Annotated in this window: 17 protein-coding genes; all 17 read right to left on the reverse strand. The window is 68.7% G+C overall.

The genetic code is table 11. From position 1 onward, the window contains the following. Positions 1 to 18: 18 nt before the first annotated feature. Positions 19 to 2,946, reverse strand: coding sequence for a tetratricopeptide repeat protein (locus ACX1D3_RS16880; RefSeq protein ID WP_458996609.1), 2,928 nt, complete (start codon positions 2,944 to 2,946; stop codon positions 19 to 21). Further along, positions 2,943 to 3,284, reverse strand: coding sequence for a hypothetical protein (locus ACX1D3_RS16885; RefSeq protein ID WP_527252190.1), 342 nt, complete (start codon positions 3,282 to 3,284; stop codon positions 2,943 to 2,945). The genes ACX1D3_RS16880 and ACX1D3_RS16885 overlap by 4 nt, the downstream gene beginning before the upstream one ends. A 113-nt stretch (positions 3,285 to 3,397) precedes the next feature. Beyond that, on the reverse strand, positions 3,398 to 3,823 hold the full coding sequence (locus ACX1D3_RS16890) for a TadE/TadG family type IV pilus assembly protein (RefSeq protein WP_458996611.1): 426 nt from the start codon (positions 3,821 to 3,823) through the stop codon (positions 3,398 to 3,400). A 5-nt stretch (positions 3,824 to 3,828) separates the two neighbouring features. Beyond that, the gene (locus tag ACX1D3_RS16895; protein WP_458996612.1) at positions 3,829 to 4,446 is read right to left on the reverse strand and encodes a hypothetical protein; all 618 of its coding nucleotides are present in this window, start codon (positions 4,444 to 4,446) and stop codon (positions 3,829 to 3,831) included. Between the two features lie 296 nt (positions 4,447 to 4,742). Continuing rightward, positions 4,743 to 5,123, reverse strand: a complete 381-nt coding sequence (locus ACX1D3_RS16900; RefSeq protein ID WP_458996613.1) for a hypothetical protein — start codon at positions 5,121 to 5,123, stop codon at positions 4,743 to 4,745. Between the two features lie 223 nt (positions 5,124 to 5,346). Further along, complete coding sequence (locus tag ACX1D3_RS16905) at positions 5,347 to 5,736, reverse strand: TadE/TadG family type IV pilus assembly protein (protein ID WP_458996614.1); 390 nt, start codon at positions 5,734 to 5,736, stop codon at positions 5,347 to 5,349. Then, positions 5,711 to 5,887: a hypothetical protein gene (locus tag ACX1D3_RS16910; RefSeq protein WP_458996615.1), complete on the reverse strand. Its 177-nt coding sequence runs from the start codon at positions 5,885 to 5,887 to the stop codon at positions 5,711 to 5,713. Before ACX1D3_RS16910 ends, ACX1D3_RS16905 begins: the two co-directional genes overlap by 26 nt. Positions 5,888 to 5,906: 19 nt before the next feature. Continuing rightward, positions 5,907 to 6,794 (reverse strand): type II secretion system F family protein, encoded by an 888-nt coding sequence (locus tag ACX1D3_RS16915; protein WP_458996616.1) that lies wholly within the window; start codon positions 6,792 to 6,794, stop codon positions 5,907 to 5,909. After that, complete coding sequence (locus ACX1D3_RS16920) at positions 6,791 to 7,678, reverse strand: type II secretion system F family protein (RefSeq protein ID WP_458996617.1); 888 nt, start codon at positions 7,676 to 7,678, stop codon at positions 6,791 to 6,793. Before ACX1D3_RS16920 ends, ACX1D3_RS16915 begins: the two co-directional genes overlap by 4 nt. Continuing rightward, entirely contained in the window at positions 7,675 to 9,198 is a 1,524-nt protein-coding gene (locus ACX1D3_RS16925; protein WP_458996618.1) for a TadA family conjugal transfer-associated ATPase, read from the reverse strand. The genes ACX1D3_RS16920 and ACX1D3_RS16925 overlap by 4 nt, the downstream gene beginning before the upstream one ends. Further along, complete coding sequence (locus tag ACX1D3_RS16930; protein ID WP_458996619.1) at positions 9,195 to 9,926, reverse strand: CpaE/TadZ family protein; 732 nt, start codon at positions 9,924 to 9,926, stop codon at positions 9,195 to 9,197. Before ACX1D3_RS16930 ends, ACX1D3_RS16925 begins: the two co-directional genes overlap by 4 nt. Continuing rightward, positions 9,926 to 10,585, reverse strand: a complete 660-nt coding sequence (locus tag ACX1D3_RS16935) for an SAF domain-containing protein (RefSeq protein WP_458996620.1) — start codon at positions 10,583 to 10,585, stop codon at positions 9,926 to 9,928. Before ACX1D3_RS16935 ends, ACX1D3_RS16930 begins: the two co-directional genes overlap by 1 nt. Positions 10,586 to 10,722: 137 nt before the next feature. After that, positions 10,723 to 11,085 (reverse strand): helix-turn-helix domain-containing protein, encoded by a 363-nt coding sequence (locus tag ACX1D3_RS16940; RefSeq protein WP_458996621.1) that lies wholly within the window; start codon positions 11,083 to 11,085, stop codon positions 10,723 to 10,725. Between the two features lie 22 nt (positions 11,086 to 11,107). Beyond that, on the reverse strand, positions 11,108 to 12,883 hold the full coding sequence (locus tag ACX1D3_RS16945; RefSeq protein WP_458996622.1) for a hypothetical protein: 1,776 nt from the start codon (positions 12,881 to 12,883) through the stop codon (positions 11,108 to 11,110). 58 nt (positions 12,884 to 12,941) lie between these two features. Then, complete coding sequence (locus ACX1D3_RS16950; protein ID WP_458996623.1) at positions 12,942 to 13,277, reverse strand: hypothetical protein; 336 nt, start codon at positions 13,275 to 13,277, stop codon at positions 12,942 to 12,944. 177 nt (positions 13,278 to 13,454) lie between these two features. Continuing rightward, the gene (locus ACX1D3_RS16955; RefSeq protein ID WP_458996624.1) at positions 13,455 to 13,856 is read right to left on the reverse strand and encodes a ParB family protein; all 402 of its coding nucleotides are present in this window, start codon (positions 13,854 to 13,856) and stop codon (positions 13,455 to 13,457) included. Beyond that, the gene (locus ACX1D3_RS16960) at positions 13,853 to 14,614 is read right to left on the reverse strand and encodes a ParA family protein (RefSeq protein WP_458996625.1); all 762 of its coding nucleotides are present in this window, start codon (positions 14,612 to 14,614) and stop codon (positions 13,853 to 13,855) included. The genes ACX1D3_RS16955 and ACX1D3_RS16960 overlap by 4 nt, the downstream gene beginning before the upstream one ends. Between the last annotated feature and the right edge of the window lie 451 nt (positions 14,615 to 15,065).

Raw genomic sequence — 15,065 nt, forward strand, 5'->3', positions numbered from 1 at the left:
GCCACCGCTCGACAACGCTCATCCCGTCTTGAGCCAGTCCTTGCCGCTGAGGATGCCGACTGCACGCTCGCTCAGGTCGAGGTCTGCATCCTCGCCGAGGGCGTCGGCGAGGATCTGGCGTGCAGAGGTCGAGTGGCCGTCGTGGACCATGATGCCGGCGAGATCGAGGCGTGCGGATTCGGAGTCGGGGTCGGCTGTCAGGGCGATGGTGGCGGCGTGTTTCGCGGCGTCGAGGTCGCCTGCTTGGAGGTGGTGTGTGACGAGGATGTGGGCGACATCGGTCACGGCGCAGATCATGTGATGGTCGACGCGGTCTCCGTCGATGAGCCAGGTCCAGCCGGCGGGGCGGAGCTGGTCGAACGGGCGGCCTGTCACGAGCTGGAGCGCGGTTTCGAGGTCTTCGATGCCTTCGCGGCCGCGGGCGAGGCCGCGGGCTCGGAGGCGGCGGAACAGGTCGGCGTCGACGAGGAGGTCTTCGACGAGGTAGAGGCCCACTCCCCTGGCTCTGGCCTGCGGGGAGCTCTTCGCGTCGGGAAGGTGAGGGCTGCCGGTGGCGGGGTTGGTGCCGAGCCACAGGCGCAGGGTGGAGATGACGGTGCGGGCCCGTTCGACGGTGATGCCGAGGGCTGCCGCGACCTGGTCGCCGGTCACGCCGTGGGGGTGGAGGGCGAGGTAGGCCAGGGCTTCGGTGTAGTAGGCCTTCTGCTTGGCCAGCGGTTTGCCGTGGCAGCGGGCGGTCACGGGACCGAGGAGAGACAGGCGGGGGTAGGGGCAGCGCGGGGAGAACCAGGCCCGGACCTGCGCATCAAGGTCCGGATCCCGGTCCTGCAGCGCCTCGGCGACCGGTTCCGGCACCCGGGGCGCCACCGTGATCAGGTCATCGCTGGTGACGGCGGCGGCTTCGATGTAGGCGTGGTCGGGTTCGGGGAGCACCGACTCGACCGTGTCGCTGTCGTCGTTGTCGCGGTCGGCGCGGTGCTCGGGGAGTAGGTTGCCGGTGACGTCGACGAACTGATCGGCCGGTGCCGGTGGGGTGTCATCGCGGGTGGCGGCGGCGAGGAGGTCGGCGCAGCCGGCTGCTTCGTCCTCGGTGAGGCCGACGGCGGTGAGCTCGAACCCGAATCCTCGGATGCGTCCGGCTGGTGTTAGCGCCAGATCCCCTCCACTGGGTGTGAGGGTGAGGAGGGCAACCCCGGTCTGGTGGGGGTGGTTCGCGATGAGCGCGGCCAGCTGCTCGAGGTCCTCCGCCGGCTTGCCAGCGATGACGGCGGCCGCCGGCCAGGTTTCGTCGCCGGCCTGCACGGCGCGGCCCTCAGACGCTGCCACCGCGTTGTGTGCGGCGCGTGCGGCGTTGGTGGTGGCGATGGTGAGGATCTCGTCGAGGTCGGCATCCAGGCGTTCGGAGGACATGCCGATGACCTGGGTGGCGGAGCCGCTGCAGGCGATCCGGACCCTGTCGGACCAGGGGTTGATGGCGAGTTCGGCGGCGAGGTAGCGGGTGAAGTCGGCGCTCATCACCGGATCCCCGGACACCGTGACCAGGCCTGCGTGTTCGAGGTTGAGGAGCACGACCCGGTCGGCGGTGTCGGCGCCGATGGTGACCAGCAGCGGCCAGGGGCACGGCCGGTCCTGGACCAGGTCCCCGACGGTCTCCACGGGGGCGGTGTTGGGCAGCAGCCACCCGTCGCGGTCCTGGATCCAGGGGGCGGGGAGATGGTCGGGGGCGTGCACGACGATCGAAGCGTCGCGGGCGACCACGGCGGCGGTGAGGGTGGTGTGGGGGTCGAGGCGGCGCAGCACCTGGTCGAGGCGGGCCACCAGGAGACCGGAGAGGCTCGTGGCCAGCTGTGCAGTCTGCTCGATCGGGGCCACCACCGGGTCGGGGGTGGCGATCATCCGGCCGGGGCGGCGGGTTCTGAACTGTTCCCTGCGTCGCGCGCCGAGCAGGGTGGAGATGCCGACGCCGAGGAACGTGCCGGCGCCGAGGAGCCCGGCGACCTCCCACGCATACATCGGCGCAGCGACGGTGTTGTCTGCGACGTCCACGGCGGTGGCTTCTGCGCGGAGCGGGGTCACCGGCACCGCGGTCGCGGAGGAGGCCGCCTGGGGTGCGGCAGACGCGGCAGACGGCGTGGCGGAGGGCGTGACCGAGGGTGTCGTCGACGGGATGGCGGTAGGTGGCGTCTCGACGGGGGCGATGTCTTCGGCGGGGAGCAGGGCGGTGACGGCTTCACGTCGAGGAGTCTCCGGCTGCGTCTGGGGTGCCGGTTCGACTTCCGAGGCTCGGGCTGGTTGGCCGGGGAGGGTGAGGGTCCAGCCGACGTCGATCTGGTCGGGGTCCTGCAGGACGTGCCCGGTGGGCTGTGGGGTGCCTTTGTTGGCGTCGTAGAGCTCGGGCCAGCGACCAGGGTCGCCGAGGTGCTCCTCGGCGAGATCCCACAGGGTGTCGCCCTCGTCGACGACCACCGACTCCACTACTGGAGCTGGTGCGGTGGGTGGTTCGGGGCGGGGGTCCTGGCTGGGCAGCGCCACCGCCCCCGGCATTGCAGCGGCCGCCGGGACGGCGGCTGGGGGGATCTCTGGTTGGGTTGCGCCGGCGTTGAGGGGTGTGGCAATGAAGGCGGCGGCGGCCGCGACGACCAGTGCCCGGGCCAGGCCTTGCGGCATCGACGCGGCCGGCAGCCGCGGCGCTTTCACCCCGCGCAGCAACGCCACGGCCTCGACGGCGATCAAGATCGTGAGCCAGGCCCACAGCACCCACGCGGCGACCCACACCAGAATCAGCAGGAAGCGGCCCGAGTCGGGGGCCAGCAGCATCCCCGCGAGGCGATCCCAGCTCGGGAGGAAGCCGGGGAGTTGTCCGAGTTGGATCAGCAGCCAGGGTGCGCCGGCGACGATCCCGGCGATGGCGAGGATGGCGGCGAGGCTGCGGAGGGTGCGGGTCATTGTTCGGTTCCTCCGAGGACGGATTTCACGGTCGCGGTTCCGGTTTCTTCGACGCGCAGGGTGGTGATGCCGATGATGGAGAGGAACTGGCAGTCGTAGCTGCCGGTGACGGTCACGGTGATCGTGTCGCCGCCGCTGATCGCCGTGGAGCCGGTGTAGGGGGAGGCGGCGACGTAGGTGTTGGCGGCCGCGATGGCGGTATGCACATCGGGGCGGGCCCGGCCGGAGTCGAGGGTCAGGTGTTGCCCGCCGGCCCGGGCTGCTTCGTCGGCGACGGCGCGCGCGTGCTGGGCGGCGCCGGCGTGGCCAGCGAAATCGACACCGATGCCGATGGTCACGATGAACGCCACCAACGCCACCGCCACCCACACCGACACCATCCCCCGCTCCCCACGATGCTTCCCATGCCCAGAAGAACCCCGACCCGGGCGGGTCAGCGCGTGACGGGGGTTCATCGTCGGCTCCGGTAGGTGTCGACCGGGGAGGTCTTCGTGGCGGTCAGCGTGCGGGTGGAGGGGAAGCCGGGCAGGCCGACCTGGAGGTCGACGGTGCAGGTCACCGTCACCGACACCACGGCCGGGGTCCCCAGCGGCGCGCGGAGCCCGGCGGCGTTCACGGCGACGTTGGAGGTGCGGCAAGTGGTACCGGACTCAGTCAAGGTGGAGGCGGCCACCTGGCGTGCGGAGGCGGTGGCGGTGCCGGTGTCGCGTTCAAGGGAGGCGGCGCGGGCGGCCTGGGAGGCGGCCGAGTCCACCGTCATCTGCGCCAACGCGCCGGTGGCCAGCACCACCAGCAGCCCGACCATGCCGAGTAGGACGGGCAGGATGATGGCGGTCTCGACGGCCACCATCATCCCCCGCTGCCCATCACGCCTCATCGTCGTCAGCTTTCGGGGGTGACGATGTTGACGACCTGGACTTCGGCGATCCGCAGGGTGGCGGTGTCGGACAGCTGCGTGGTGATGGTGCCGCTCTGGCCGATGCCGGACCAGTTGACCACCCAGTGGGAGGTGGCGGTGATCGTGTACTCGCCATCCTTGGCGTACATGTGGCCACAATCTGGCGATGGTTCGTTGTGGACCCAGATGGAGCGCCAGGGTTTGCCTTGGCCGCAGGTGATGGTGGTGCCGTCGCCCATGTCCCACACGACCTTGTCGACCTGGCCGGTGGCGGTGACGGTGTAGCCGGCCTCCGACACGGACTTGGTGATGGGCCCCCACGTCGACGGGGTCGGGTTGGCGACCCACATCCACGCATTCCAGCCGACGTAGCCGAGGTCTCTGGGTGCGCGTTCGGCTTGTTCGGGGAAGGTGCCCATCCGGATCGCTTCGAGCTGCATCCGCTCCACCGCCCGCCTGGCGAGCTCCGCTGGATCCGGCGGAGCAGCCAACTGCGCCGCAGCCGCCCACAAGTCCCAGGTGTTACTCCACCCACCCTCAGTGCCGATCCGGCACTCGATGATCGTCCCGGTCGTGTTTCCCTCCCACACAGCGTCAGTCAACGGAGGCTGGTATGGCTTGACCCGGGCGTAGCACTGCAGGTCGGGCCGCCAGACCAGACCCCACTGGGTGCAGGGCAACTCCGCACCGCCACCGGTGAAGCACCCCGACGGAGCCGAACCACCACCACCAGCACTCCCCTGCCCCCTGCCACCACCCCCCGATGAGCCGGGGACCTGGACGCTCACGATGATGGTGTGCTCGTTGAGGAAGGCACCGCCGGTGCCTTCAGCTGAGGCCGTGGGGACTGCTACGCCGACGAGTAGGGCAGCGAGCATCACCATTGGGTAGAGGCGCTTCAGCATGATTCGACCGCCTCGCTCTGGCCGCCGTTCACCCGCCAGCTGTTGCCCACCTGGACCATGTCCAGCCTGAAGTCGACGAAACGGAGCCGGGCAGGGTCGAGAACAGACTTGCCGTTGGCGTCGACCATATCGCTGCCTCGGCTGTCGCTGCAGACACGGACCTCGACCGAGCGCACTCCCCCGGCCTCCACGACGGGCCCGACGCCCTTGTAGGTGTAGACGTTCTCGCCGGTCTGGACAACGCCCTGGCTGCGGTACTCACCGATGAGCTGCGCCTCGGCCGAGGTATGGGTTCCGGTGGTGGCATTCGCCACCTGCTGGAAGTCTGCGTCGGGATCGCTACGGACGGCGTTGACCGCCCGGAAGTACTCCACCGCCCCCGCCTGGGCCGCCTCCTGTTCAGGTGACAGGGTGCTGGTCGGGGACGGTGACGCACTCGGGGACGGACTCGGGGACGGAGTGATCGTGGGTGTCGCGGCCGGTGTGCTGGCCGTCGGTGTCGGCGTCTCCGTCGGCTCTGGGGTGCAGGCACCGAGCAGGAGTAGTGCGGCCAGTGCTGCGGGTGCGAGTCGTGTGATCATCATCTCTTCGTCTCCGTCAGGATGGGGTGAGTCGTTGGGTGGGTGAGGTGGCCGTGACCTGGATGGTGACGGGGAAGCCGGGGATGACTTGGAGGGCGGTGCCGGTGATGGTGACCGTGGCGAGTCGGGCAGCGCGGTCGGCTGTGACGTGGAGGTTGTCGATGGATCCGTTGTCGGCGGCTCGGGTAGCGGTTGTCTGCCCGTGTGTTCCGGTGGCGTTGAGGGCTGCTGCGGCTCTGGCTCCGTCTTGTGCTGCTGCCTGTGCTGTGGCGTGTGCCCAGGTGAGCATGGCCCACTGCATGGTCAGCCAGAGGGAGCTGAGGACGAGTGGGAAGAGGATGGTGGCCAGGACGCTGGAGCTGAGGCCCCGTTGGTCCTGGTCAGGAGGGGAGGTTGGCCTGCACATATGCGGTGATCGCGGAGATGATCAGGACGGCGATCCCGACGGCGCCGGCGAGCAGGATCGCGTTCTCGGTGGACTGGGACAGGCCCCGCTCATCCCGCACCCGGACATGGGTGTGGAGGGTGGCGGTGAGGTAGCTGTAGAGGGCAAGCATCGAAGTGGTTCCTTTCGGGTTAGATCATGCGGAGGACTGCGGGGACGACCAGGGTGATCGCCAGGACGAGGACGAGCAGGGTGACGGGGATGGCGATGCGTTCCCCGTCGGCGTTGGCGCGGCTGATTTGTTGGTTGAGGGTGGCGTTGCGCATGGCGGCGCCGCGGGCGCGTAGTGAGGAGTAGATGCGGGTGCCGTCGGCGCCGGCCAGGCGCATGATGTCGGCCAGGTCGACCAGATCGGGCAGGTCGTAGTGGTGGCCCATGTCCGCCAGCGCGTCCCACGGGTTCTGGCCGGTGTATTGGGTGCGGCGCAGCACGGTGGCCAGCCGCTGGAACACCCAGGAGTCGCCGGTGTCGGCGGCGCGGAGCAGGGCTTCGGGGACGGTGGCGCCGGAGAGCCGCTCGAGGGCCACCATTTCCACAAACGCGACCAGGGCGTAGCTGAATTCTTCGCGGGCCTTGGCGGCTTGGTCGCGGAGCTCGTTGTTCGGTAGGAACCACATGATGGCCGCGAACCCGATCGAGCCGAGGACGGGGACCGCGATCGGGATCGGGAGGCCGAGCAGCATCGTCGCCACACTGATCACGGGCACGACGAGGAGGCCGAGGATGCCGGAGATCAGTTTGGAGCCGTAGAACGTGGCCTTGGTGCGCCCCAACAGGGCCAGGTCCTTCTCCGGTGCCGCGCCCCAGATGATCGCGGGGAGGTGGCGTTCAGCCCAGCGGCCAAGCCGCACCTCCGCATCCACGGCCGGCCCGGTGGGGCTGTCGAGGGTGATGCGGGGTTGGAGACGGCCGATCGCGTCTTTGAGGTGGGTCGGGGCCGGCACCAGGCCGGCGACGAGCATGACCAGGCCGGCGGTGATGGTGGCGCCCGAGAGCATGGCCAGCTGCAGCGCGGTCATCGCACACCCCCCTGCTTCCCGGCGACAGCGGTGTCGGCTGTGGCGGGCTGTCCGGTGACGCCGGCGCCGATGAAGCGGGGCAGCGGTTTGGCGGCGGAGATGCGGCCCATCCACACCAACGCGAGCAGGTACATGGACATGAAGACGGTCAGCAGGACCTGTCCCAGGGGGGTGCGGTAGGGCTCGACGTAGCTGCCGGCCAGAAACAGCCCTCCAAGGAGCAGCGCGGAGATGATGGTGATCATGCGGGCGGCGGTGCGCGCCTTCTGCTGCTCGGTTTCGACCTGGCGGCGGGCCTTGACGTCCTCGTCGATGGATTCGGCGAGGCCCTGCATGGCGGAGGCGACGCCGGGGCCGCGGCGTTCCGCGGCCAGGATCAGGGTCGCGGCGAACAGGTCCCCGGTCGCATCATCCAACTCATCGGCAAACAGGCGCAGCGCGGTGGCGGTGGCGACGTTCGCGCGGACCCGTGCCGCCAATCTGCCGATTTCGGGGGCCAGCGCGGCCGGGGCGGAGCGGGCGGCGTGCAGGATCGCCTGCTCCAGGCCGCGGCCCACGGTCAGGACGCCGCCGAGGGCGCGGGCGAAGTCCGCCAGGGCGTTGAGCCGCTCGATGCGGTTCTTCGCCCTGCCCGTGACCATCCTGTAGACCATCACCGACACGGCCGGTGCGATGACCAGGGCGACGAGCCACCCGGTCACCACGGCGATCACGGCGCCGGCGGCCAGCCCGGCGAGGGCAACGGTGCGGACCTTCGACAGCCGGCGGCGCCGGCGGACCCGCGGCGCCTTCGCGGGGGTGACGGGGTGGGGGGTCAGCGCGTAGATGAGGCCGAGGAGGCCGGCGACGATCAGCGCACCAGACAGGGCTGCCAGGAGAGTCATGGACGGGTCCCCCTCTCGGCGTTGAAGCCAGCCAGGTCGAACCCGAACCGCTCCAGGACCCGGAACTGTGGTGGCAGGATGCGGGCGGTGGCGCGGTGGCTGCCGGGGTCGGCGGCGAAGATGGTGGTGGTGGCGTAGCCCTTGGCGTCTTCGCCGGGTTCGACGGCGATGATCTCGGACACCCAGCGGCGTTTCCGCCAGGTGCCGTCGGGGTGTTGGACGGATTCGACCTGGAGTTGGACGATCACGTCGATGTCCTCGGCGATCACGTTGAGCGCGTATTCGCGGGTGATGTTGGCACCTTCCTGCGTCGCGCAGGTCACGAGCTTGCGGATCGCTCCCTCGGCGGTGCGGGCGTGGGTGGTGGACATGGAGCCGGAGCCGGACTGCATGCATTTGAACATGGTCACGATCTCTGAGCCGCGGACCTCACCGACGATCGTGTAGGACAGGTTGGCTCTGAGGGAGTCTTCGAGGGCTTCGCGGACGGTGTATTCGCCGGCGCGGCGGCCGTTGAGTCCGATCTCTCCGGAGCCGGGGTTGGCCTGCCACTCGTGGACAACCTGGTGGTCGCCGGTGTCCTTGAGATACAGCTCGTACTCGGTCTCGATGGTGCCGATCTGCACGTGGGCCGGGAGCTCGTGGGCCAACGCCCGCAGCATCGTGGTCTTCCCTGTGCCCTGATCCCCGGACACGACCAGCGACATGCGGGCCTGCACCACCGCCGACAAGAAGCTGGCTGCCACCGAGGACAGGGAGCCGAGGGCGACGAGCTCGTGCAAGCCGGCGTCGATGAGGCGGTTGCGGCGGATGATCACCGTCGGCCGTGACGTCACCCACGCCGAGGCGAACAGCCTCGCCCGGTTCGGCAGCGCCAGGTGCAGCTTCGTCGCCGCCTCGGAGAACTCCCGCGGCTTGGGTTGATGGGCGGCCATGAAGGTCAGGTACTCGATCAGCTGCTCATCGCTCGAGGCGACCGGCGCGGCGGGGACCAGCTCGCCGTCGCTGTTCTCCACCAGCACGTTGTCGAAGCCAGAGATGATCACGTTCTCCACCGCGTCATCGTCGAGGTAGGGCTGCAGCCGGCCGAGGCGGAAGACGGCGTCGAACAGGGCTTGGGCGAGCTGGTCCTGGTGGTCCAGGGTCCAGGTGAGCTGGCCGCGGACGGTGGAGGCGCGGGATTCCTCCTCCAGCACGCCCGCGATGATCTCCCTCCCGACGTCCTCGCGCGTCGAGGGGTCGGGGTCGCGCTCCGACAGTTCCGCCGATACCCGTTCGCGGAGCGTGTCGACCAGATCCCAGTCGATCTCCCCCGCCAGGCGGCGCTGGACCCGTGGTGCCAGCACCGCCCGCACCAGCTCGGGCTGCGCATCGGGCGCCTGCTGGGCTTGGCGGCGTGGCTCGTCGGTGGTGAGCATGCGGAAGCTGCCGCGGGTCCGGCCCGCCGGTGGAGTGGGTTGGGTGAACAGTGCCAGGGTGCCGGGGTCGATCTCGGCAGCGGCTTCGAGTGCGTCGCTCATGCGGAAACCCCCAGGGCGGTGATGGATGTGGTGTGGAGTTCCTCGGCGGCCTGGCGCAGGGCCTTGCGGAGCTTGAGGCCACGCTTCGGCTCCGGCTGGCCGTGGCTGAGGACGGCGGCCTCCTCCGGCGCCCACGGCAACGACACGCTGACCTCGCGTTTGATCACCGACGCGACGGCGTGGGCCGTGTAGGGGCGGTTGGGGCCGATCAGCAGCCCACGGACCGGGGCCTCCGAGGGCACCTCCGCGGCCGCCACCGCCGCCACCGCCGGCAGATCCGAGCGCATGACCAGCAGCAGCTCGTCGGCGGCACGCGCCAGCGGGGTCGCAACATGGGTGTGGCCGAGACGGCCCAGATCGATCAGGACGTCGACGCCGAGCTGGGACAGCACCCGCAGCTGCGCCGCCAGCGCCGGCCACAGATCCGTCAGGCCGCCGGCCTGCGCGGCGCCGGCGGGGCCGGGGATCAGGGACGCGGTCTCCGACAGCCGCAGCGGCAACTCCCGCACCGCGGCCTCGAGTCCGCCCTGGCGGTGAGCCGACCAGAGTTCCACCAGGGTGCCGGGATGAGCCACGGTGCCGCGGTAGTAGCCAGCCAGGATCGCCGACCCACCGACCGGGTCGGCGTCGACCAGCAGCACCTGGTTCGGCCACTCCAACGCCAGGCCCAACGCGGTCGTGGTCACCCCAGGCGAACCCGCAGCGGAGGTCAGCGCGTAGACAGCCATCAGGTGTCCCGGCTGTCGAGGACCAGCGCCGCACGACCCAACGCGGCCGCCGCCGCCGTACGCGGCGCATCGGCTTCCGCGACGTCCACCGACACCGAGACCTGGCCAGAAGCCTCGTCGCGGGCGGTAGCCACCACCACGGCCGGGATCACGACGTTGACGGTGCACTGGGGGGTGGTGGTGCCGTCGGGGGTGTCGATGGTGCCGGATTCCCCCGCCGCGCAGGCGTAGGCCGGTTCGGTCAGGATCACCCGCACCCGGTCCCCGACCTGCAATGGCACAGCCGGCTCCGCACCAGGCGGCAATGACAGACCCACGACGGTGCGGCCCGTCGCCGGGACCATGGCCTCGACACCGGCGGTCGGGCCGACGAGGGAGCCGGCCGCGACATCGTGTGCGGCACGTTTCCCCAACAGGGCGGGCAACTCGTCGGCCTGGAGGTAGGCGAGTTGCTGGTTGGGGGCGATCTGCACGGTGGTGAACATCTCGGCGGTCATCACCTGCCCGCGGGCCACGGGGACACGGGCGGCGACTGCCTCGACGGTGGAGCCGGTCGACCAGAACACCAACGCTCCCCCGGCCGCGCCGAGCAGGATGAGCAGTCCCGCTAACACCGCGAACAGCGGCCGACGCTGGGTCCTGGCGGCCGGCGCCGTCACGATCGGCGGCCTCGCAGTTGGTTCGTCTCCTGTTGGAGCCATAGTCATGGTCACACTCTCTATCAACCCGGGCACAGTGGTCCCATAGCGTGAACCTACCCTCAACGTATCTATATAACTAGTGACTTTTGGTCACTTCAGGGGAGGGTGGGGACTCCGTAGAGTTCGGCCAGCCGCTGCGCGTGCTTGGCCCGCGGTTGGTGAGCCCCCGACTCCCACCGTCGCACCGTGCCAGCAGCCACCCCCAGCTCTGCAGCCACGTCGTCAGGAGTCAAGCCACGGCGCAGTCTAAGAGACCGCAGGGTCACCACCCCCGCCTCCTCCAGCTCGATCCCAAGCAGTGAACAGATCGTCGCCCAGGTCGCCGGATGCGGCGTCGAGCGGCCGTGCTCCCACGCCGCGACCCGGGTGCCGTCCGCGACACCCACCCGCTGAGCCAGCTGCGCCTGCGTGAGACCCGCGGCCAGCCGTGCCTCACGGAGCCGCTCTGCCACTGACATGCCCACAGGATAGGGGCCCGCCTCACCGCGACACCCCCCGCACACCAGGGGCGGGCCGACCACCCCGATGCTCCGGCCTCACCGCCACCGACTCCCCCACCGGGCCCTCCCCCGACTGCAGCACCTGCGCCAGGAGCCGCAACGTCACCGGACCCGGCGCAGCCGACCTCGATGTCGACGAGGGTTGATGCTCCTGCCCGAGGTAGCGGGCGGCAAGAAGCCTGGTCCCCTCGCGGGCATCACGGTGGGTAGTGGACACCGACGATCCCGTCTCCTCCCCCACCGCAGCCAACGTCTTGGGCTCACCGGCCAGCCCCAGACGACCCGCCATCACCTCACGCAGCCGACCCGGCAGCCCCTCCACCAACTGCGCCACGCGCTCGCGCTCCTGCCCGAGCAGCACCACATCTTCGGGTGGAACACTGACCGGACCCACGACGCGGTCCAACCCGCTGGCGAAGTCCCCAATCCGGTCACTGACCACCTCCCGGCTCTGTGCCCGACGGCGGTTTCTGTCCCAGAACGCGTAGCCGGCGTGCTGGAACGCAAACGACCCCCACGACGCGCGACGAGGGTCCCACGAGTCCACGATCTCCGCCATCCGCAACGACGCCTCCGCCACGTACTCGTCACGCGCATGGACCTGATCGGGTGGGATCTTCCTGCTCCAATGCTTAGCAGCCGCCACACCCGACGCGACGATCGCCGCCCGCGCCAACCGGCCCCGCTCCACCAGAGCATCCAACTCGCCGGGCGACGCGCCCGCTGTCAAGGCCTGGGCCTCCGCGACACCCGACCTGGCCGCCGCAGCGATCACCCCAGCGTCACGTTGCCCCGCGAGCTCGACCAGCGCCACGTGATCCTCGATTCTCGGCCTCTCCGGATCCGGCGACGCACTCCTCGGCTCTGCCACCCGCTGCGTCGGACTCGTGTCCGCGGTGAACTGCACCGCCGGGCCCACGCCCGGCCCCATCGGCGGCCTCCCAGGCGGTTCTGGGTCACTGACCCGACGAGGCTGGACTACGGCGGCCAGATCACTGCGCTGCTCCAACGTCACCGCAGCAGCCACCAGATCAGACTCAGCCCGCATATCAGCAGGCGTCACCGCCAACGCGGCCGCCAGATTCCCACCAAACCCAGTAGCCAGAAGGCCGCGAAGCTTGTCGGCCTCGCTGGACTGAGTGGCTGTCAGCTGGAGCGCCAGCATGGCCTTACGGAGGTCGTCCGTCGGGGCTGTCTGACGCGGGAGCATCTCTTTCCACACCTCGTACGCCCGGAGCCACTGCATGCGACTTGCTTCCAGCGCCACCAGGAGGCGTTCGTGGCCAACACCGTCGGCGACCTCCAAGCCCTTCATCGCAGTCGCCCCGGCGCTGAGCAGCGAGTACTGGGTACGACTCACGACCAAAGCCGCACTCGGGTCAATCGTGTCGATTGTCGACGCGAGAGTCAGTCGCCATTCATTCAGCCCGGCCTCGAAGGTCCTGATCGGAGGAGTCGCCTCAAGCAGACTGCGCTCCACCCCTACCAGCACGAGCTTGGACGCACCCTCCGCCCGGCGGGAGGCAGCACGAGTGACATACAGCGCAACCGCGCGCAACTCCTGGCGTTCACGCTGATTAGGCGGCGTGCCCGGTAGTACATCTAGACCCACCTCCCGCAAAGCGGTGCGTCGAAGCTGCAAGGGTTCTACAACCACCAGCGAGCGGACCCCAGCGGCGCGTCGGATCGCCGGATCAGCCCCACCGAGGAGCTCATCGCACTGGCTGACGGTGTGCGCCCAAGTGTTCAGCGACACACTGCCCCCATTCAGGACCGCAGCGGCGGCCCGAACTGCTCGCTCAAACCTGGCCACTTCAGCCCTTGACCAGGGTGTGACGAACATCGGAAAGGAGCAGCACTAGCCGAAGCGCCTCGGTGGTCAGCTGGGCCGGATCCCAGTCCGCAGCCCTACGAGCTGCCTGGTCAATGCACTCTCCCACCGATGCCGGCAGCTCGAGCGTCACCTCGTCAGCACCATGCGCCAGATCAGACGCCATCACCTGGCAGGCAACGATGTCCAAGGCTGTGAAACCAGGAACCGTGTCGTCGTACATCATCAGGTGACTGGCCTCATCAACCAGCGCAAACACCTCATACGAACCTTCGATCACTACGTCCTCCTTCGGTGTGTTTGCCTTCTTGTTCGTCAAGGTCGCGCCTCACTTCCCACTATCCACAGGCACGAGGGCCGATCCCATTGCCCCGCCTGTCCTCGATTCGTAGAACCCCGACGAAGTCCCTCTACAGCGGAACCAACCCCTGGGAAGGCAAAACTGCCGCTATCACCGTCATTAGCGGTGATAGCGGCAGTTTGCTTCGGTGAACGGTCAGTCTCGGATGAGAGGCATCCGACCCTGGACCTGGGGGAACGGCACCCCATCGTTGAACTGCTTCTCCAGCTGCTCGACGTAAGCCATCACGGCACGGCCCATGAAGCTCGAGAAACTCTGCGTGCCGAGGTGCGACATGGTGTGCATGTAGGCCGCACGAACTCGATCCGCCCGCTCGGGGTCCATGTAAATCGACACTTTCGGGTAACGCGGCTCCCCTGGCTTCGCTGGCGTCGCCGGCAGAGGTTGAACGACGACCGCGGGGACCAACTCGGGCGGCTGGGCCACACTTCTCTCCGGCGCAGCCTCGGCGGTGACCTTCTCAAGGACCGGCTCCTCCACAGGGATGGGCGATCGACCCGCGATTGTCGACTTCTTGGGTTGTGGTCGGTCTCTCATGCCAATGCCCTCTCCAGGTTGTCCAGGTATCCGTCGTAGATCGCAGCCAAATCGTCCACACCACCCCACTCGTCGAGGCCGATTCCAGCCTCAACGCTGTCCGCGATAGCCACACGCTTCGGCACCTTGGGGCTGTACACCTCAACGCCGAGCTCAGCGGCAAGCGCGTCGATCTCCTTGAGCCAATGCGCGCTGCTGACAGTCTGCTGCTCTAAACGGTTGACCACGATTCCTGCGATCCGCAGACCGGCGTGGTAGTTCGTCCTCACCCCATGGATCGTGTTGAGCAACGAGCCCAATCCGTTCGCCGAGAACAGCTTCGCCTCAGTCACGATCAGCGCCAGCTGGGCCGCGACCAACGCGTTGATGGTCAATTGGTCGACAGCCGGCGCACAGTCGATAAGGACTAGGTCGTACTCCGAAAGAGACGCCAGGGCAGTCGCTAGTCGCCGTTCCCGCCCGATCGTCTCCCCCACAAGCTGATCACGGACCCACGCCAGCGGCTCACCCGATGATGGCGCAACATCGATCCCCCACGGCCCCTCGACAAGAACATCCGCCAGGGCCTCCGGCGGCCGCTTCAGAACATCTGCGATGCCTACTTGGTCCGGCTCTACCTCCGCCAACGCAGCCGTCGAGTTCGCCTGCGGGTCCAGATCGATCACCAAGATCCGGCGGCCCCGGCGAGCCGCCGCACGCGCAAGGTGGAACACGGTCGTCGTCTTGCCGACCCCACCCTTCTGATTCACCACCGCCACGACTCGAGCATGTGACATGCAAGCCACCTTTCCATCGCCGTTACTACCGCCCATAGGGTTACTGCCAGTATTGCTGGCAATCCCCAGCTAGAGACCCGCGACACGCCGGGGAATCCCACCGCATCAGTACTAGTACCAATGCGGGCACAGGCGTCCTTGCCGTTATCAGTACTAGTAGTGCCGCTCACCACTAGAGCCTCACCACCCGTCGCTGGGTCAAGCACACACTACCGCTACCACTACTAGTACTCATGACAGCAATAGTGCTATTGCCGTTGTCAGTACTAGTGGCGGTGACGGTAAGCGCCTGCTAGGTACGCCGCTATCACCGGTACTAACTCTGATAGCGGTATTCAGCCGCGACTGGGGCTCGCGCGACCACGACAGGTCCCACTGACACTTTGTGCTGCCGCGCGGTGCTTCGCACCGCTTGCCTTCGAGGGCTGTGGCC

The organism is Tessaracoccus yangjingae (genome assembly GCF_054483935.1).